The sequence below is a fragment of the Citrobacter sp. Cu233 genome (assembly GCF_030332225.1).
Lineage (GTDB): Bacteria > Pseudomonadota > Gammaproteobacteria > Enterobacterales > Enterobacteriaceae > Citrobacter.
Map to the genome: position 1 here is coordinate 120,341 of NZ_JAOWIF010000042.1, position 17,444 is coordinate 137,784.

Sequence of the window (17,444 nt, forward strand, 5' to 3'; positions counted from 1 at the left end):
ATGGATGCATTTATTCTCGTCTTTACGCTTGGCATCATGCTGGCGATTGGGGTACCGGTAGCGTACGCGGTAGGTATTAGCGCCATCATTGGCGCCTGGTACATTGATATCCCACTGGAAGCGGTGATGATCCAACTGACCAGCGGCGTGAACAAGTTCTCCCTGCTGGCGATTCCGTTCTTTATTCTGGCTGGCGCGATCATGGCCGAAGGCGGAATTGCGCGTCGGTTAGTGAATTTTGCCTACATTTTCGTGGGCTTTATTCGCGGTGGACTGTCGCTGGTGAACATTGTGGCCTCGACCTTTTTTGGCGCGATTTCGGGATCGTCGGTGGCAGACACCGCTTCCATCGGTTCGGTGATGATCCCGGAGATGGACAAAAAAGGCTACCCGCGTGACTTTGCAGCGGCAGTGACCGCCAGCGGTTCGGTACAGGCGATCCTCACGCCGCCCAGCCATAACTCGGTCATTTATTCGCTGGCAACCGGTGGCACGGTATCTATTGCCGCGCTGTTTATTGCCGGGATCCTACCGGGCCTGCTGTTAAGCTTGAGCCTGATGGTGATGTGCGTGGCGTTTGCCCATAAACGCGGTTACCCAAAAGGCGAGCGCGTGCCGTTTCGCCAGGCGCTGAAGATTTTCGTCGATACGCTGTGGGGACTGATGACGGTGGTGATCATCATGGGGGGGATCCTGTCGGGCATCTTTACCGCGACGGAATCCGCGGCGATTGCCTGCCTGTGGGCCTTCTTCGTCACCATGTTTATCTATCGTGACTATAAATGGTCCGAGCTGCCGAAGCTGATGTTCCGCACGGTGAAAACAGTCACCATCGTGATGATTCTGATTGGTTTTGCCGCCGCGTTTGGTGCTGTCATGACCTACATGCAGTTGCCGATGCGTATTACCGAAGCCTTCACCAGCATCTCGGATAACAAATACGTCATCCTGATGTGCATTAACATTATGCTGCTGCTGATTGGTACGCTGATGGATATGGCGCCGTTGATCCTGATCCTGACACCGGTCCTGCTGCCCGTGACCAACGCGCTCGGTATTGATCCGGTTCACTTCGGGATGATCATGTTGGTGAACTTAGGGATTGGGTTGATTACTCCACCGGTGGGGTCAGTGCTGTTTGTCGCCAGTGCGGTGAGTAAGCAGAAGATTGAGCAAGTGGTGAAGGCGATGCTGCCGTTCTACCTCGTCCTGTTCCTGGTGCTGATGTTGGTAACGTACATTCCGGCGATTTCGTTGTTCCTGCCGAAACTGTTTGGTGTGCTGTGATGATAATGCAGTGACAAAAATCCGGGCTTTTGCGCCCGGATTATTTATTGCTTAGCGACGAACGGCAATCGCTTCAATCTCGATTTTCACGTCTTTCGGCAGACGGGCAACTTCCACGCAAGAGCGTGCAGGGAAGGTGGCGTTGTGCTCGTTAAAGAACGCTTCGTAGGTGGCGTTTACGGTAGCGAAATCGTTCAGGTCTTTAACGAAGACGGTCGTTTTTACGATATCGCCCACTTTCAGGCCTGCTGCTTCAACGATAGCTTTTACGTTTTCCAGCGACTGACGCGCCTGAGCGGATACGTCTTCCGATACGGCACCGGTTTTCGGATCGACCGGAATCTGACCGGAAGTGATTACCATGCTACCCAGGTCAACGCCCTGAACGTATGGGCCGATAGCGGCTGGTGCATTTTCCGTCGCAATAGTTTTGCTCATGATATCTCCAGATGAACTGCAGTATTAAGGTGTTAGCCATTATAGAGAGGCAACATTTCAATACCAACCGCAATTAGTTGGCCAGCACCACATAATGCGAAAACTCTTTTTCACAGTATTTGCATTTGAGCGCGATGTCATCAGCACGTTTTTTCACTGAAAAGCTGGAGGAAACGGGTTCTGCATGACTGATGCAGTTGCTGTTCGGGCAGACCAGCACGTTGTCGATGCGCTCCGGCAGGCTGGGACGAGATTTACCCACAACGTCATAATCGTCAATGCGGTTCACCGTCGCCTGTGGCGCGTACAGAGAAAGCTGGTTAACTTGCTCATCGGTCAGGAAGGTGTTTTCGATTTTAATCAAGTCTTTACGACCCATTTCGCCTGACGGCAGGTTCAGACCGATGGTGATACGCTGATCGGTTTCTGTCAGCTTGAACAGCGTCAGCAGTTTAAAACCAACCTGTGCGGGAATATGGTCAATCACGGTGCCACGTTTGATGGCTTCAACCTGCAGTTTGTTATCGTGTGTCATCTCTTTTTCTCCCTTACAGTGCCAGTTCGCTATTCAGTACCAGTGCCAGTAACGCCTGGCGGGCGAAGATGCCGTTGCCAGCCTGCTGGAAATACCAGGCGTGCGGCGTCTTATCGACATCGGTGGTGATCTCATCGATACGCGGCAGTGGATGCAGCACCTTCATGTTCGCTCTGGCGCCATTCAGGTCGCTGGCACGCAGGACGAACTGTGCTTTCACGTTGGCGTACTCGGAAGGGTCCAGACGCTCTTTTTGTACGCGGGTCATGTAGAGGATATCGACCTCCGCCATGACCTCTTCAATCGTGCCGTGCAGGCTCCAGGCGATACCTTTTTCGTTGAGCATATCCAGAATGTATTGCGGCATGGCCAGCGCGTCCGGGGCGATGAAGTAGAAGCGGTTACCTTCGAATTTTGCCAGCGCCTGGGTCAGGGAGTGGACGGTGCGGCCATACTTCAGGTCACCCACCATGGCGATTTGCAGATTGTCCAGGCGGCCCTGCGTTTCCTGAATAGTGAACAGGTCCAGCAGCGTTTGGGTGGGATGCTGGTTAGAACCATCGCCTGCGTTGAGTACCGGTACGTTGCCGGAGAACTCTGTGGCCAGGCGCGCGGCGCCTTCCTGCGGATGACGCATTACGATGGCGTCGACATAGGTGCTGATGACGGAAATGGTGTCGGCCAGGGTTTCGCCTTTTTTGCCCAGCGACGTGTTGCTGCTGTCAGAGAAACCTACCACGCTGGCGCCCAGGCGGTGCATCGAGGTTTCAAAGGATAAACGCGTGCGGGTTGACGCCTCAAAGAAACAGCTGGCGATAACCTTATGCTTTAACAGTTCCGGCTGCGGGTTGGCTTTTAGTTTCGCCGCCGTCGCGAGGACCAGATTGAGGTCATCGCGGCTGAGGTCGTTTATGGAAATGATGTGTTTTTGATAGAGCGGGTTAGCCATGTTTATCTCCTGACGCCTGGGCAAAAAAAAAGCCCCTCAATTGAGGGGCTCGGAATGGGTGATCAACGGAAAGAAAAACGGCAGGCCAGCGTCCTTTTTCAGACGCGGTAAGACAAAATGTCGTACACACTGAACCATACATCCTCCCGGCAAATTGTCCGCGATTATACTCAGCTCCGTTATGGGATCAAGCGGAAAATGCACAATTTATTCACCGCAAACGGTTCTTATGAATTTTAATTCATTTTAAATAGATAGTTAATCTGCCTGTGCACCAACCCCGTTCGCTGCACCACTCGCGGCGCAACCCAGACAATACTGCTACCAGCGATGACACCCAGAATCTCTGGTAACGCGTGGTAATCGAGGATTCTGGCAACGGCACGGCCATAACCTGCTGCAGTGTGAATGAGGATAAACTCGCTATTGTGTTCCACGCTGACCACCATTTCAGCAATCGATCGGGCAGCATCAGGAGTGGGTCGTGATTGCGGATTTACAGAATAAATTTTTTGCCCTTTTGTATTTCTTATTTTTATAGCCCCGAGCAGTTTCAGCAGACGGGATACTGTTGACTGGCTAATTCCGGTAAAACCATGGTGTTGTAGATCGCGGCGAAGCGCTTCCTGGGACAGGTAGCTTTTTTCAGTAATCAGGCGCAGACAAATCGCCAGTTGTTTCTGCTCTTTGGTCGAGTACTCATTGAATTCCTTCATAAATACACCCTAAATTTATCATTTGTATCAATGTGATGGCAAAATTCACCACATTTGCAGTATCAATAACGGCTCAAACGGGCGGTTGTGCAGAAAAACGAGAGAGCGCGCAAAAAAGCCGTCGGGATCCGACGGCTAAAAGGGTTACAACATCGCGCCGATACTCAGGACGGCCATGTTCAGCAACGTCAAAATGAGCAGGAGCGGGGCGACCCATTTCAGGTATCGCACGTAAGGAACGCGGGCGATGGCCAACCCGCCCATCACAACTGCTGAGGTGGGCGTAATCAGATTCACAATGCCGGAAGCGGATTGATACGCGGTGACGACCAGATCCCTGGGGACATGCGCGAAGTCGGCCAGCGGGGCCATAATGGGCATGGTGAGGACCGCCAGACCCGAAGAGGAAGGGACCAGGAAGGAGAGCAAAACTTCCAGCCAGTAGGTCACATTGATGAAAATGGTGGTGGAAAGTCCGGAGACGACATTTTCCGCGCTGTGCAGAATAGTATGGGTGATCATGCCGTTATCCATCACCACCACGATGCCGCGTGCAATACCGATAATCAGCGCGACGCCAAGCAGGTCACGTGCCCCGTCAATGAATGTGCCAGTAAATTCCTCCTCACTCATGCGGGCGATAACGCCGACGATAATCGCAGATGCCAGAAAAACCCCGGAAATTTCTGCCATCCACCAACCGAGCACCGCCACCCCATAGATCATCACCGCAAAGGCAGCGGCGAAAATCAGCAGGATCCATTTACGCGTTGTTGTGAATTCAAGATTGGTATTGGCGCGACTACCAAGAAAATGGACGCGGTTTTCCGCCATTTTATCTGCCACGATGGAAAGTTCAGGATGGCTGCGAACTTTCCGTGCATAGCGCATGACCCAGACCACGCAGATAACATAGCCGACGACCAGCAGCAGAATGCGCATCAGCATTCCCTGGGTGAAGGGGATCCCGGCGGCGTTAGCCGCGATAACCGTTGCGAAAGGGTTGATTGTCGAACCGAGTGTGCCAATGCCCGCGCCGAGCAGAACGGTGGCGGCGGCAACCAATGGATCAAAGCGTGCGGCCATCATTACCGGAACCAGCAATGTGTAGAAAGGGAGTGACTCCTCCGCCATCCCGTAAATCGTACCTCCGGCGGCGAAAAGTCCCATCAGAATGGGGATCATCCACTCCTCTTTACCGTTCAGCCTGACCGTCACGCGCTCGATACCTGCGTCGATGGCGCCTGTTTTGTTTACTACGCCGAGAAATCCACCAATAATCAGGACAAACAACGCCACATCAATTGCGCCTGCGGTATAGGTTTCGTGGTTGTAAAGACCGTCAATCGGCGCCAGCAGTACAGCGGTAAAACCTTGCGGATGCGCCTCTGTGGGGGCATAAGTACCGGCAACCGGCACTTCTTTGCCCAGAGTGGCATTCATCGCCATCTGGTATTTCCCTGCCGGGACTATCCAGGTCATAACCGCGACGAGTGCAATGAGAATAAACAGGATGGTATATGCGCTGGGAAATTTGAATTTGCCCATGATGTTCTCCGGATAGCTTGGGCATATGCCGTCAGGCGACATATGCCCGCTGGGGTTAGTCGCCGAGGGTCGCTACCATTACCGCTTTAATGGTATGCATCCGGTTCTCAGCTTCGTCGAAGACGATTGAATGCGCTGACTCAAAAACCTCTTCCGTGACTTCAAGCCCTTTCAGACCGTAGGCCACTTCAATTTCACGTCCCACTTTTGTGTGCTCGTTATGGAAGGCGGGCAGACAGTGCATAAATTTCACATTGGGGTTAGCGGTTGCGTTGATGACCCGTTGGTTAATCTGATAGGGCGTCATCAGGCTGACGCGTTCTGCCCAGGCTTCTTTGGGCTCGCCCATAGAGACCCAGACATCGGTGTAGAGGAAATCGACGTCGTATACGCCTTCCTCGACATCCTCTGTGAGCGTAATGCGTGCGCCAGTCACACTGGCGATTTCACGGCATTCAGCAACCAGCGTCTCGTCCGGCCAGAAGGATTTCGGCGCGACCAGACGAATATCCATCCCCATTTTCGCCGCGCCGACCATCAGCGAATTTCCCATGTTATTACGGGCGTCACCGAGATAAGCGAAACTCAGCTCCGGCAAGGTTTTACCCGGCGCGTGCTCCAGCATGGTCATCAGATCCGCGAGGATCTGCGTGGGGTGAAATTCATTTGTCAGTCCATTCCATACTGGAACCCCGGCAAATTGCCCCAGTTCCTCCACAATGTCCTGACCGTATCCGCGGTACTCAATGCCGTCGTACATGCGGCCTAGCACGCGGGCGGTATCTTTCATTGATTCTTTGTGACCGATCTGCGATCCGCTTGGACCGAGATAGGTCACCTGCGCGCCCTGATCGAAAGCGCCGACTTCAAAGGCGCAGCGGGTGCGGGTAGAGGTTTTTTCGAAGATTAACGCGATGTTTTTACCCACCAGCGTCTGTCTTTCGCGCCCGGCCTTTTTTGCCGTTTTTAACTCGATAGCCAGATCGATCAGGTACTGGATTTCCGTTGGGCTGTAGTCCAGCAGTTTGAGAAAATTGCGATTTTTCAGGTTAACAGTCATGAAAATGTCCTTATGTAGGCCGGATAAGGCGCAGTCGCTATCCGGCAAAAAAGCCCTAAGCGTTAGCGTCGGTGGTTTCGGGCCGAATTAGCGTGCCTTTGTCTCCGGAGAGGATGACCGGACCGTCAGCCAATGAGCCGATGCCTGCTATTCCGTGACAGCGAGAGACAAATCCCGCGCAGGCGGTAACTTTGGGGCCCATTGAACCGGCGTCGAAATGCAGTTCGCTGAGCAGTTCCGGAGTAACCTGGGCCAGCGGGCGCTGAGTAGGCTTGCCCCAGTCGAGGTACACGGCATCAGCGTCGGTCAGGATCAACAGCGCATCGGCGTGGATTTGGTTGGCGAGCAGGGCGGCGGAGAGATCTTTGTCGATCACCGCTTCAATACCGTGGTAACCATCGGCTTTTTCCACCACCGGCACACCGCCGCCACCGTTGCAGATAACCAGATGATCGCAGGCGATCAATGTGCGAATAGCGTCACTTTCAACGATACGTTTAGGTTGTGGAGAGGGCACAACGCGACGGAATGCTTTGCCATCAGCTTTGAAAACCCAACCTTTTTCCGCCTGCAATGCGCCCGCCTGGTGAGCGTCGTAAATCGGTCCGATATATTTGGTGGGGTTGTTGAATGCCGGATCGTTGGCATCGACTTCAACCTGAGTCAGCAGCACACTAATTTCACGCTGTGGAAGCTGGTTTTTCAGCGCCTGTTGCAGCATATAGCCAATCATTCCCTGACTTTCCGCACCGAGAATGTCGAGCGGATAGGGGGTGACGCTGGCATACGCACTGTTTTGTAACGCCAAAAGTCCAACCTGGGGGCCATTGCCGTGTACCAGGATCACGCGCCACTGTTGCGTGAGCTGAGCGATAGTTTTTGCCGCTAACTCAATATTCTTGCGTTGGATGTCAGCTTCCAGCGGCTCGCCACGTTTAAGTAATGCATTGCCGCCCAGAGCCACAACCAGGGTAGGTTTGTTTTCCATGACTTTTCCTTAAATACCGTCGCGTTCCAGTGGGCAGCTCATGCAGCGTGCGCCGCCGCGTCCGCGTCCAAGTTCGTCGCCAGGAATGGGTAAAACGGTGATGCCTGCTTTGTCGTATTTCTCGTTGGTCCAGATGTTGCGCTCGTAGCCCACTACCACTCCGGGGCGTAGCGTCAGGACGTTGTTTGCGTCATTCCACTGTTCGCGTTCAGCTTCGAAGGCATCGCCACCGGTGGTGATCAGGCGAATTTGATCAAGGCCCAGCGCTTTTTCGAGAGCATGGACCAGGGTACTTTCCTGAGTTCGTTTCAGGCCGCCGCGCCCGTCTGGTGTCAGGGTCCAGCACTGCACATCCGGACGCACGACTTCCGGGTAGACGGAGAAGGTATCGATATCGATGTGGGTCATGACGGTATCGAGATGCATGCAGGAACGATGTTTCGGCAGTTCGACCGCAATGACGCGCTCTGCCTGGCGATGCTTAAATAGCGACTGGGCAAGGAACTCAATACCCTGCGGCGTTGTGCGTTCCGACATACCGATGAGAACTGCGCCGCGACCAATAACCAGCACATCGCCACCTTCTAATGTGGCATGGTCGTAATTAATATTTTCATCGCCGAAATATTTAATAAATTCACCATCAGAAAATAGGGGGTGCCAACGGTAGATCGCCCGCAGGTTATTGGTTTCTCTTTGTCGCGCTGTTTTTGCCATCGGATTAATGGATACACCGTTATATATCCAGCATGAGGTGTCGCGGGTAAATAAGTGATTTGGTAATGGCTTCATAATGAAGTCATTAATATCGTGAGTATCGACTACCATATTTTTGATTGAGGCGGGAATTTCTCCGTAGGTCAGCCCTCCGCTTAAATGCCGGGCGAGTTCCCGATGCTGCATATCGGCAAGCCAGGCGCGAATATCCGTGGCAAAAGCGGGGCCAAGGCGATAATCAGAAATTTGTGTATCCAGCAGCCAGATTTTGGCATCTGGGATATCCAGGGTTTGTGTCAATAAATCAGTGAGTAACAGAACCTCAATTCCCTGTTCACGCAACGTGTTGGCGAATATGTCATGCTCTTCTCCTGCACGTTCTACCGAAAGAACATCATCAAAAAGCAGTTCCTGACAATTTGATGGCGTCAGCCTTTTTAAACTGAGGTTAGGGCGATGTAGCATCACGCTACGTAATTGACCGATTTCAGACCCGACATAATGCTTTTCCATCATTATTCCTTTAATACTATTTTAAAAAATAAAGAGGAGATGCCTGCAAATAATATTTATCGCAGTCATGATTTTTCAGCTGATTTCAGAATCTATATTTAAATCTTATTCGATGAAGAAACGTGATTTATTTCACAGTCAGGTCGATATTTGGCTTTTGTTGTTTAATTTATGATATGGCTCTGAGTATTAAAAAAATAAAAATGAGAATAATTGAATTACTACTCTGGAATATGTCTTGTTATTTATTGATGTTAATTTTATGTACATTTTTAGAGTGCTGCAATATAATTAATTAATTAATTGATTTATTTGTGTTTTTTTCTGTGTAGTGAATTATTATGCGAATCTATGATTTTATTATTTGCGCGGTAAAGTTAATTTCAAAATAAATATGACGATGAAGAAGGATAACGAAGGAGATGTGAATTGTGATCGACAGCTAGTTTTTCTAACAAAGTTTTTTAGAACAGTTAGTTACTGATGGGTTTGAAAAAGAGGGGCCGAAATTTATGCAGAGTTTATGCATAACCTGTTGCTGAGAGTTAGCAATTATTTAACATCATCAGCGATAAACATGCGTTGACGCAAAATATCAGCAAATAGCAGTGGTATGGCAGACGGTTTTTTCGTATAACACATAAAATGAAACGTTGTTTTAATTAAGGGGTTTGAGATGATTGTCGGCAATATTCACAACCTGGATGCCTGGCTGCCAGAAGAGCTGCGTCAGGCGATTGAACACATCAAAGCACACGTGACGGATGCGACGGAAAAGGGTAAGCATGACATCGACGGTGATCGTCTGTTTTATCTGATTGCAGAAGATATGACGGAGCCGTTTGCTCAGCGCCGCGCCGAGTATCACGCCCGTTATCTGGATATTCAGATCCTGCTAAAAGGTCAGGAAGGGATGGTGTTCAGTACACAGCCTGCGGGTGCGCCGGAAACCGACTGGCTGGCGGATAAAGATATCGCCTTCCTGCCGGAAGGCCTACAGGAGAAAACGGTGGTACTGAATGAAGGTGACTTCGTGGTGTTCTATCCGGGTGAAGTGCATAAACCGCTGTGTGCAGTCGGGGCTCCGGCACTGGTGCGCAAAGCCGTAGTGAAAATGCGGGTGGCATAAGCGTGATTGCCGGGTGCGGCTTCGTCTTACCCGGCCTACAATTGTGCTCCCGTAGGCCGGATAAGATGCACTAGCATCGCCATCCGGCAAATCATGCCCGCAGCGCTATTATTTCGCGAGTGTTGCAACCATGACTGCTTTGATGGTGTGCATCCGGTTTTCCGCCTGAGAGAATACGATGCTGGCAGATGACTCAAACACCTCGTCGGTGACTTCCATCCCGCCGTGCAAACCATACTCTTGTGCCATTTGTTTACCCAGCACGGTCTGATCGTCATGAAACGCGGGCAGACAGTGCAGGAACTTCACCTGTGGATTACCCGTTAGCGCCATCATCGCGCTATTGACCTGGTAGTTACGCAGCAGCGCAATACGCTCCGCCCACTTCTCTTTTGCTTCGCCCATCGAGACCCATACATCGGTGTAGATAAAGTCTGCACCTTTTACACCTGTGGCAACGTCTTCGGTCAGCGTAATATTGCCGCCGTTTTTCAGCGCTTGCGCTTTGCATTCCGCCACCAGGCTCTCTTCAGGCCAGCATGCCTGTGGCGCAACCAGGCGTAGATCCAGCCCGGTTAATGCCGCAGCTTCCAGCATAGAGTTACCCATATTGTTACGTGCATCACCGGTGTAGGCCAATGTCATCTCATTAAACGCTTTACCCGGCAGATGTTCCTGCATAGTTAACAGATCTGCCAGCAACTGAGTGGGGTGAAATTCGTTGGTTAACCCGTTCCACACCGGCACCCCGGCAAATTCTGCCAGCGTTTCCACAACGTCCTGACCATGACCCCGATACTGAATACCGTCGTACATGCGGCCAAGCACGCGGGCAGTATCTTTAATCGACTCTTTATGGCCAATCTGGCTACCGCTTGGGCCGAGATACGTCACGCGAGCGCCCTGATCGTATGCGGCAACTTCGAAAGAGCAACGGGTACGAGTCGAGTCTTTTTCGAAGATGAGCGCAATGTTTTTGCCGGCAAGTCTGGCGACCTCTGTACCGTTTTTCTTCTCCGCCTTGAGCTGGGCGGCGAGCTGTAGCAGTGACGTGAGTTCAGCAGAGGTGAAATCGAGCAATTTCAAAAAGTGCTTCTGATAAAACGCAGACATGGTTCCCTCACATGGCTTAAGCCATTTATTGAATTAAAATTCAATTTATATGTATGTTTATTCATTTGCAACCTTGTTTAACAAATCTTTCCTGGAAAGGTGGAGGCAATGTCAGCGGTATGTGACAATAAGAGTATCGGCAGGACATTATGAGGAACGAGCCATGGCAAACCCGGAACTACTGGAAGAGCAGCGTGAAGAAACACGCTTGATTATTGAAGAGTTACTCGACGATGGCAGCGACCCTGATGCGCTGTACACCATCGAACATCACCTTTCCGCGGATGACTTTGAAACCCTGGAAAAAGCGGCAGTAGAGGCCTTCAAACTGGGTTATGAAGTGACCGAGCCAGAAGAGCTGGAAGTGGAAGAAGGCGACACGGTTATTTGCTGTGACATTCTCAGCGAATGCGCCCTGAATGCCGAACTGATCGACGCTCAGGTTGAGCAACTGATGAACCTGGCTGAAAAATATGATGTGGAATACGACGGTTGGGGCACCTATTTTGAAGACCCGAACGGCGAAGAAGGTGAAGACGGCGACGATGAAGACCTCGTCGACGAAGATGATGACGGCGTGCGTCACTAAATCATCTGATGACCTACGGCAGTACTTGCTGCCGTAGGGCAAGGACAATGTATGGATTACCCGCAAATACTCTCCCCAATCCTCAATTTTCTGCAGTGCAAAACACCCCAGGCATGGCTTGATAAAGCGCAAGACCCGGCAAATCTTCCCCTGTTGCTGACCGATCACCTCGTCTGCGAACTGAAAGCGGCACAAACAGCGATGCTGTTGGTGCGTAAATATGTCGCTGACAAAGCCGGTTCACAGGCGTTGCTGGACTGGCTGAAACCCTATGAGGCCTTTGCGTTCAGAGATGGAGAGGAACCTGACTTTATTGCACTGAATAAACAGATCGGCAAAAGTGTGATGCCGCAGACCGACGATCCGTGGGGGCGCAAGCTTATCGACAGCATGGTTTTGCTGATCAAAGAAGAGCTCCACCACTTCTGGCAGGTGCGCGAGGCGATGATGAGCCGCAATATCCCCTACATCAAAATTACTGCCAGTCGTTACGCCAAAGGCATGCTCAAAGAGGTTCGCACCCACGAGCCATTAACGCTGATTGATAAGCTAATTTGCGGCGCATACATTGAGGCGCGCTCCTGTGAACGTTTCGCGGCGCTGGCATCGTATCTGGATGATGATTTACAGGCGTTTTATCTGTCGCTACTACGATCAGAGGCGCGCCATTACCAGGATTACCTGGCATTAGCACAGCAGGTTTCAGGCGATGACATTAGCGCCCGGGTGCGTTTCTTTGGTGAAGTGGAAGCGTCGCTGATCCTGTCTCCAGATGATGAATTCCGCTTTCACAGCGGCGTACCCGCGTAATACACCTTCCTGGCGCGACTCGCCATGATTGCCGCGCCATCTCTCGTCTTCTGATACCTGCAGATAAATTCTGGTGGCTGGAAAACCATCGCCTCTACCGTAATAATCAGAACACACAACGGGGAAATATATCTCCGGCATACGTATTGATTTGAATAAGGATGGTTAATGAACTGGGCACACGTTGTGTTGGCGGGCTATATCGGGGCGGTGATTGCCGTCGTCGTAAGTATGTTTCGCAAAAAAGGCTGGGTAGGCAAGATCTCCGGCGCGGTGATTTTTGTGGTTGCGATTGTTGCATGGAATATTTTTGATGTGCACTACCTTATCCCGCGCGAAAGTCCGGAATATGGTATGACCGAAGAGCAGAAGTTTGACAATGCGATGCGTGCCAATCCGGTGTTTCAGGTGATTAGGGAGCAGGAGCCCGCGCTAACACAAAAAATCATCACCCAGGCCGTGCAGATGAAGAACGAGGGCAAAAGCGAGCAGCAGGTTATCGATGCCATACAGCCGCAAATCCTTCAGCTGCAGATGGCACGTTTGCAGCAAGCCCCTGATGCTAACGTAATTGAGTATATGAAGATTAACCTCGAGCAGATTGCCGCGGTGGAAAAGGTGGGTGATGACGAATGTTTCCGTTTCCTGTTTCCAGCAGTGAAAGGGGGAATTAACCCGGTACATCTTGTCCCGCGTGAGATTATGAGTCGGCGGATGGTGGGCGATATGGGCATGATGCGCGCCGCCTATGGCCCGGATAAACATACGGTGACGACAGAGGAAAAACAGCTGGCTCTGCAGGATTTACAAGCGATCAGCCCCGGACTGGTGCAGCGCTATGGGGATGATATTCAGATTATGGCCGACCCGAATAAAGGGATCGGCAAAGAGAAGATCGCTTGTGAGATTGTGCAGGATCTCTGGACTCAGGTGCTGAAACTCCCCACCGCTCGCGCGGCTGGCGTGATCCGTCTGATGCTTTCAGCCGAAATGCAGTAAGGCAGTAAGGCAGAAATGCTCCTTTGCCTGACGTCAGAGGGGCTTTAACATCCTTACTTCGCAATCGACGTGACCGGTGCAGCCAAGCGCTTCACTGATATGCTCAAACCCTAAATGTTCATACAGGCGGATAGCCTCGGTCAGGAATGCGGTCGTTTCCAGATAGCACTGTTTAAATCCCTGATCACGGGCGTGGTCGAGCGCCATGAGCGCCAGCTTTTTCGCCAGCCCCTGGCCACGCACGCCTGGCAGGAAGTACATTTTTTGCAGCTCGCAAATATCTGGCTCGCTACAGCCTAACGGCGCAACGCCACCGCCGCCGACGACCTGTCCATTTTGCTCAACCACCCAATAGGCTGCGCCCGGCTGGCTGTAAACCTGGAACAGTTCGTCCAGATTCGGGTCGGCTACCGTGTAGCCTTTATCGGCAGTCAGGCCGTATTCGGCGGAGACCTGGCGGATCACACAGGCAATGGCGGGGTTATCGTCGGCAGCAATGCGACGCAGCGTAGCCGAGACAGGCGTAATGACACTCATAGCGAACTCATGACATAAAAGTGAGACATATGCAGTTAATACCACTGCACAGAGGGGTAGTGCAAGCGAGGATAATTCAATAAAAAGCCTCTGAGCGAGTGCGTCAGAGGCTTTTATCGTCTGTGCTGTCGGATGCGTTATGCTTATCCGACCTGCAGTTTTACAGCGCGGCGATGACCGCCTGCTGCTCAATCAGCTTCGCTTTTGCTTCTGCGTAACCGTCCAGCTTCTCACGCTCTTTGGCGATCACGGCTTCTGGTGCGCGAGCAACGAAACCTTCGTTGGAGAGTTTGCTTTCGATACGGGCAATCTCACCTTCGATTTTCGTCACTTCTTTCGCCAGACGCGCCAGTTCATCGTCTTTGTTGATGAGACCCGCCATTGGGATCAGCAGTTCGGCACCATCGATGATTTTAGTCACGGAAACGGGACCTTTGTCATCGGCTGGCAGCACGGTGATGCTTTCCAGACGTGCCAGGTTCAGCAGGAAGCTGCGGTTGTCGTTCACACGACGCATCGCATCAGTACTGCAACCACGCAGCAGTAGTTCCAGCGGTTTGCCCGGGGCAATGTTCATTTCGGCACGGATGTTACGGATGGCAACGATCGCCTGCTTCAACCATTCAGTGTCAGCCAGCGCTGCTTCATCAACCTGCGCTGCGTTATATTCCGGGAACGGCTGCAACATGATGGTGTCAGCGGTATTGCCGCAGATCACTTTCACGCGTTGCCAGATGGTTTCGGTGATGAACGGAATGATCGGGTGCGCCAGACGCAGCAGACCTTCCAGCACGGTAACCAGCGTATTGCGGGTGCCGCGCAGTTCAGACTCAGAACCGCCGTTCATCACCGGCTTGGTCAGCTCCAGATACCAGTCACAGAACTGGTTCCAGGTGAATTCGTACAGAATGCCCGCAGCGATATCGAAGCGGAAGTTATCCAGCGCTTCACGGTACGCTTTGATGGTCTGGTTGAATTCAGCCAGGATCCAACGATCCGCCAGCGACAGCGTCATTTCGCCGCCATTGAAGCCGCAATCCTGGTCTTCGGTGTTCATCAGCACGAAGCGGCTGGCGTTCCACAGCTTGTTACAGAAGTTACGGTAACCTTCCAGACGTTTCATATCCCAGTTGATGTCGCGGCCGGTAGAGGCCAGCGCGGCCAGGGTGAAACGCAGGGCGTCAGTACCGTGCGGCTCAATGCCGTCCGGGAACTGCTTCTCGGTGCGTTTGGCAATTTTCTCGGCCAGCTGTGGCTGCATCATATTGCCGGTACGTTTTTCCAGCAGTTCTGCCAGAGAAATACCATCAACCATATCCAGCGGGTCGATGACGTTACCCTTAGATTTGGACATCTTCTGGCCTTCGTCGTCACGAATCAGACCGGTCATGTAGACGGTCTTAAACGGAACCTGCGGCTTGCCGTTTTCATCTTTGATGAAGTGCATGGTCATCATGATCATGCGGGCGATCCAGAAGAAGATGATGTCAAAGCCGGAGACCATCACGCTGGTTGGGTGGAACTGACGCAGCGCGTCGGTGTTTTCCGGCCAGCCGAGGGTAGAGAAGGTCCACAGCGCGGAGGAGAACCAGGTATCCAGAACGTCTTCGTCCTGACGCAGTGCAACGTCGGCACCGAGGTTGTTTTCCTGACGCACTTCAGCTTCGGTACGGCCAACGTAGACATTGCCGTCGTTGTCATACCATGCCGGGATACGATGACCCCACCACAGCTGACGGGAGATACACCAGTCCTGAATATCGCGCATCCAGGAGAAGTACATGTTTTCATACTGCTTAGGTACGAACTGGATGTCGCCGTTCTCAACCGCTTCAACCGCCGGTTTCGCCAGTACGTCAGCACGGACGTACCACTGGTCAGTCAGCATCGGTTCGATAACCACGCCGCCACGATCACCGTACGGCACAGTCAGATCGTGGGGTTTGATTTCTTCCAGCAGACCCAGAGCGTCGACGGCCGCAACCACGGCTTTACGCGCAGCAAAGCGTTCCAGTTTCTGGAATTCAGCCGGGATCTCGTTCGAGTAGACGTCGGATTCTTCACCTTTGGTGTCGTACACTTCCGCGGTTTCGCGGATATCACCGTCAAAGGTCAAAATGTTGATCATCGGCAGGCCGTGACGACGACCTACTTCATAGTCGTTAAAGTCGTGTGCCGGGGTGATCTTCACGCAGCCGGTGCCTTTTTCCATATCGGCGTGTTCATCGCCCACAACAGGAATACGACGGTTAACCAGCGGCAGAATGACGAATTTGCCGATAAGGTCTTTATAACGCGGATCTTCCGGGTTGACGGCAACACCGGTATCGCCCAGTACGGTTTCTGGACGCGTAGTGGCAACGACCAGGTAATCTTTACCGTCTGCGGTTTTCGCGCCATCGGCCAGCGGATAGCGGATGTGCCACATCGAGCCTTTGGACTCGCGGTTTTCCACTTCCAGGTCAGAGATAGCAGTGCGCAGTTTCGGATCCCAGTTTACCAGGCGTTTGCCACGGTAAATCAGGTCTTCTTTGTACAGGCGAACAAAGACTTCTTTCACGGCATTGGAAAGACCTTCGTCCATAGTGAAGCGCTCGCGCTCCCAGTCAACAGAGTTGCCGAGACGGCGCATCTGACGGGTAATGGTGCCGCCGGATTCCGCTTTCCACTGCCAAATTTTATCGATAAACGCTTCGCGACCGTAATCGTGACGGGTTTTACCTTCTTCAGCGGCAATCTTACGCTCAACCACCATCTGGGTTGCGATACCCGCGTGGTCGGTACCTGCCTGCCACAGAGTATTTTTACCCTGCATGCGCTGGTAGCGGATCATGGTATCCATGATGGTTTGCTGGAAAGCATGACCCATATGCAAACTGCCGGTGACGTTCGGCGGCGGGATCATGATGCAGAAGGACTCTTTGCTTTCATCGCCGTTAGGTTTGAAATAGCCCTGCTTTTCCCAGTGCTCGTAAAGCGGCTGTTCGATATCTTGTGGGTTGTATGTCTTGTCCATTATTTCCAGGTTGCCGTATTCAGGTTAAAACCAGCCACGCGGTAAGCTTTGTAGCGATCGCGTGCCGATTGTTTCAAAGAATCTTCGTAAGGGACGAAGTCTATCACTTCTGTGAAAGCGGTGGCAAAATCTGCAAAGCCAACGCGCAAACTGATTAGCAGGTCGCGCGGGTTGCTGCTGCGTTTTTCTGGCCAGGCTATCTCTACCGGCGCACCTCCTCTGGGGCCTTCACCCGCCAGATTATGCGGCACAAAGCTTTCTGCCGGTCTTGCCCACAATGCTTCATCCAGGCGTATGGCCTGTTTTTCATCTTCGCAGGCGATCAATACGCGCTTGCCCGCGCGCCAACGTTCTGCGGCAATTTCACACACCAGTTGCTCGACGGCGCTCAGACCGTCTTGCTGTGTGTCGTTGTCCAGAAGGTAGAACGTTGCATTCTTCATATATGGGGTTTCTTGTGGTGGATTTAAATGCGTAGCCATGATGCACACCGTAGGCCT

The 17,444-nt window shown here is 52.2% G+C and carries 21 protein-coding genes; 6 read left to right on the forward strand and 15 right to left on the reverse strand.

The window, feature by feature from the left end:
- Positions 1–1,287: a TRAP transporter large permease gene (locus tag OGX95_RS19125; RefSeq protein ID WP_202039765.1), complete on the forward strand. Its 1,287-nt coding sequence runs from the start codon at positions 1–3 to the stop codon at positions 1,285–1,287.
- Positions 1,288–1,338: 51 nt separating this feature from the next.
- Here OGX95_RS19125 and ridA read toward each other — a convergent pair whose 3' ends face one another.
- The 5 genes from ridA to pyrL all read right to left on the reverse strand — a co-directional run bounded on the left by ridA (position 1,339) and on the right by pyrL (position 3,347).
- Positions 1,339–1,725, reverse strand: a complete 387-nt coding sequence (gene ridA / locus OGX95_RS19130) for a 2-iminobutanoate/2-iminopropanoate deaminase (protein ID WP_286630591.1) — start codon at positions 1,723–1,725, stop codon at positions 1,339–1,341.
- Between the two features lie 73 nt (positions 1,726–1,798).
- Entirely contained in the window at positions 1,799–2,260 is a 462-nt protein-coding gene (gene pyrI, locus OGX95_RS19135; protein WP_016151492.1) for an aspartate carbamoyltransferase regulatory subunit, read from the reverse strand.
- A gap of 13 nt (positions 2,261–2,273) precedes the next feature.
- Positions 2,274–3,209, reverse strand: a complete 936-nt coding sequence (gene pyrB / locus OGX95_RS19140) for an aspartate carbamoyltransferase (RefSeq protein WP_016151493.1) — start codon at positions 3,207–3,209, stop codon at positions 2,274–2,276.
- A 2-nt stretch (positions 3,210–3,211) separates the two neighbouring features.
- Positions 3,212–3,265, reverse strand: a complete 54-nt coding sequence (locus tag OGX95_RS22955; protein ID WP_106875647.1) for a pyrBI operon leader peptide — start codon at positions 3,263–3,265, stop codon at positions 3,212–3,214.
- Positions 3,246–3,347, reverse strand: coding sequence for a pyr operon leader peptide (gene pyrL, locus OGX95_RS19145; RefSeq protein WP_003025819.1), 102 nt, complete (start codon positions 3,345–3,347; stop codon positions 3,246–3,248). Before pyrL ends, OGX95_RS22955 begins: the two co-directional genes overlap by 20 nt.
- Between pyrL and OGX95_RS19150 the strand changes: the two genes are divergently transcribed.
- Positions 3,327–3,449: a hypothetical protein gene (locus OGX95_RS19150; protein WP_085951582.1), complete on the forward strand. Its 123-nt coding sequence runs from the start codon at positions 3,327–3,329 to the stop codon at positions 3,447–3,449. The two genes, pyrL and OGX95_RS19150, sit on opposite strands and share 21 nt — an antisense overlap.
- On the opposite strand, the gene OGX95_RS19155 is transcribed toward OGX95_RS19150, so the two are convergent.
- The 5 genes from OGX95_RS19155 to arcA form a co-directional block, all read right to left on the reverse strand.
- Positions 3,446–3,925: an arginine repressor gene (locus OGX95_RS19155; protein WP_286630592.1), complete on the reverse strand. Its 480-nt coding sequence runs from the start codon at positions 3,923–3,925 to the stop codon at positions 3,446–3,448. The two genes, OGX95_RS19150 and OGX95_RS19155, sit on opposite strands and share 4 nt — an antisense overlap.
- A 144-nt stretch (positions 3,926–4,069) precedes the next feature.
- Positions 4,070–5,473, reverse strand: coding sequence for a YfcC family protein (locus OGX95_RS19160; RefSeq protein ID WP_286630593.1), 1,404 nt, complete (start codon positions 5,471–5,473; stop codon positions 4,070–4,072).
- 55 nt (positions 5,474–5,528) lie between these two features.
- The gene (gene argF / locus OGX95_RS19165; RefSeq protein WP_286630594.1) at positions 5,529–6,533 is read right to left on the reverse strand and encodes an ornithine carbamoyltransferase; all 1,005 of its coding nucleotides are present in this window, start codon (positions 6,531–6,533) and stop codon (positions 5,529–5,531) included.
- Positions 6,534–6,588: 55 nt separating this feature from the next.
- Positions 6,589–7,521, reverse strand: a complete 933-nt coding sequence (arcC, locus tag OGX95_RS19170; protein WP_286630595.1) for a carbamate kinase — start codon at positions 7,519–7,521, stop codon at positions 6,589–6,591.
- A 9-nt stretch (positions 7,522–7,530) separates the two neighbouring features.
- Positions 7,531–8,751 carry an arginine deiminase gene (arcA, locus tag OGX95_RS19175; RefSeq protein WP_286630826.1) on the reverse strand — a complete coding sequence of 407 codons (1,221 nt, stop codon included), beginning with the start codon at positions 8,749–8,751 and terminating at the stop codon, positions 7,531–7,533.
- 676 nt (positions 8,752–9,427) lie between these two features.
- On the opposite strand from arcA, the gene OGX95_RS19180 reads away from it, so the two are divergent.
- Complete coding sequence (locus tag OGX95_RS19180) at positions 9,428–9,880, forward strand: YhcH/YjgK/YiaL family protein (protein ID WP_286630596.1); 453 nt, start codon at positions 9,428–9,430, stop codon at positions 9,878–9,880.
- Between the two features lie 108 nt (positions 9,881–9,988).
- Here OGX95_RS19180 and argF (OGX95_RS19185) read toward each other — a convergent pair whose 3' ends face one another.
- Together argF (OGX95_RS19185) and argL are read right to left on the reverse strand one after the other, a co-directional pair.
- Entirely contained in the window at positions 9,989–10,993 is a 1,005-nt protein-coding gene (gene argF, locus OGX95_RS19185; RefSeq protein WP_286630597.1) for an ornithine carbamoyltransferase, read from the reverse strand.
- On the reverse strand, positions 10,963–11,058 hold the full coding sequence (argL, locus tag OGX95_RS23055) for a putative translational regulatory protein ArgL (protein ID WP_420921848.1): 96 nt from the start codon (positions 11,056–11,058) through the stop codon (positions 10,963–10,965). Before argL ends, argF (OGX95_RS19185) begins: the two co-directional genes overlap by 31 nt.
- Before the next feature lie 98 nt (positions 11,059–11,156).
- On the opposite strand from argL, the gene rraB reads away from it, so the two are divergent.
- The 3 genes from rraB (at position 11,157) to OGX95_RS19200 (ending at position 13,391) form a co-directional block, all read left to right on the forward strand.
- Positions 11,157–11,582: a ribonuclease E inhibitor RraB gene (rraB, locus tag OGX95_RS19190; protein ID WP_286630598.1), complete on the forward strand. Its 426-nt coding sequence runs from the start codon at positions 11,157–11,159 to the stop codon at positions 11,580–11,582.
- Positions 11,583–11,633: 51 nt separating this feature from the next.
- Complete coding sequence (gene miaE, locus OGX95_RS19195; RefSeq protein WP_286630599.1) at positions 11,634–12,392, forward strand: tRNA isopentenyl-2-thiomethyl-A-37 hydroxylase MiaE; 759 nt, start codon at positions 11,634–11,636, stop codon at positions 12,390–12,392.
- Between the two features lie 168 nt (positions 12,393–12,560).
- A complete protein-coding gene (locus OGX95_RS19200; protein WP_286630600.1) occupies positions 12,561–13,391 on the forward strand; it encodes a topoisomerase II in 831 nt (276 codons plus the stop codon).
- 33 nt (positions 13,392–13,424) lie between these two features.
- Here OGX95_RS19200 and OGX95_RS19205 read toward each other — a convergent pair whose 3' ends face one another.
- The 3 genes from OGX95_RS19205 to holC form a co-directional block, all read right to left on the reverse strand.
- A complete protein-coding gene (locus OGX95_RS19205) occupies positions 13,425–13,928 on the reverse strand; it encodes a GNAT family N-acetyltransferase (protein WP_286630601.1) in 504 nt (167 codons plus the stop codon).
- A gap of 160 nt (positions 13,929–14,088) precedes the next feature.
- Positions 14,089–16,944, reverse strand: a complete 2,856-nt coding sequence (locus OGX95_RS19210; RefSeq protein ID WP_286630602.1) for a valine--tRNA ligase — start codon at positions 16,942–16,944, stop codon at positions 14,089–14,091.
- The gene (gene holC, locus OGX95_RS19215) at positions 16,944–17,387 is read right to left on the reverse strand and encodes a DNA polymerase III subunit chi (protein ID WP_286630827.1); all 444 of its coding nucleotides are present in this window, start codon (positions 17,385–17,387) and stop codon (positions 16,944–16,946) included. The genes OGX95_RS19210 and holC overlap by 1 nt, the downstream gene beginning before the upstream one ends.
- Between the last annotated feature and the right edge of the window lie 57 nt (positions 17,388–17,444).

Coding starts and splice junctions, on each gene's coding strand:
- OGX95_RS19155 (WP_286630592.1), bottom strand. CDS start 3,925: ATGAAGGAATTCAATGAGTACTCGACCAAAGAGCAGAAACAACTGGCG.
- OGX95_RS19205 (WP_286630601.1), bottom strand. CDS start 13,928: ATGAGTGTCATTACGCCTGTCTCGGCTACGCTGCGTCGCATTGCTGCC.
- OGX95_RS19150 (WP_085951582.1), top strand. CDS start 3,327: ATGTCGTACACACTGAACCATACATCCTCCCGGCAAATTGTCCGCGAT.
- arcA (WP_286630826.1), bottom strand. CDS start 8,751: ATGGAAAAGCATTATGTCGGGTCTGAAATCGGTCAATTACGTAGCGTG.
- argF (WP_286630597.1), bottom strand. CDS start 10,993: ATGTCTGCGTTTTATCAGAAGCACTTTTTGAAATTGCTCGATTTCACC.
- OGX95_RS19160 (WP_286630593.1), bottom strand. CDS start 5,473: ATGGGCAAATTCAAATTTCCCAGCGCATATACCATCCTGTTTATTCTC.
- pyrB (WP_016151493.1), bottom strand. CDS start 3,209: ATGGCTAACCCGCTCTATCAAAAACACATCATTTCCATAAACGACCTC.
- OGX95_RS19180 (WP_286630596.1), top strand. CDS start 9,428: ATGATTGTCGGCAATATTCACAACCTGGATGCCTGGCTGCCAGAAGAG.
- arcC (WP_286630595.1), bottom strand. CDS start 7,521: ATGGAAAACAAACCTACCCTGGTTGTGGCTCTGGGCGGCAATGCATTA.
- argF (WP_286630594.1), bottom strand. CDS start 6,533: ATGACTGTTAACCTGAAAAATCGCAATTTTCTCAAACTGCTGGACTAC.
- rraB (WP_286630598.1), top strand. CDS start 11,157: ATGGCAAACCCGGAACTACTGGAAGAGCAGCGTGAAGAAACACGCTTG.
- OGX95_RS19125 (WP_202039765.1), top strand. CDS start 1: ATGGATGCATTTATTCTCGTCTTTACGCTTGGCATCATGCTGGCGATT.
- pyrI (WP_016151492.1), bottom strand. CDS start 2,260: ATGACACACGATAACAAACTGCAGGTTGAAGCCATCAAACGTGGCACC.
- OGX95_RS19210 (WP_286630602.1), bottom strand. CDS start 16,944: ATGGACAAGACATACAACCCACAAGATATCGAACAGCCGCTTTACGAG.
- holC (WP_286630827.1), bottom strand. CDS start 17,387: ATGAAGAATGCAACGTTCTACCTTCTGGACAACGACACACAGCAAGAC.
- OGX95_RS19200 (WP_286630600.1), top strand. CDS start 12,561: ATGAACTGGGCACACGTTGTGTTGGCGGGCTATATCGGGGCGGTGATT.
- ridA (WP_286630591.1), bottom strand. CDS start 1,725: ATGAGCAAAACTATTGCGACGGAAAATGCACCAGCCGCTATCGGCCCA.
- argL (WP_420921848.1), bottom strand. CDS start 11,058: ATGAATAAACATACATATAAATTGAATTTTAATTCAATAAATGGCTTA.
- miaE (WP_286630599.1), top strand. CDS start 11,634: ATGGATTACCCGCAAATACTCTCCCCAATCCTCAATTTTCTGCAGTGC.
- pyrL (WP_003025819.1), bottom strand. CDS start 3,347: ATGGTTCAGTGTGTACGACATTTTGTCTTACCGCGTCTGAAAAAGGAC.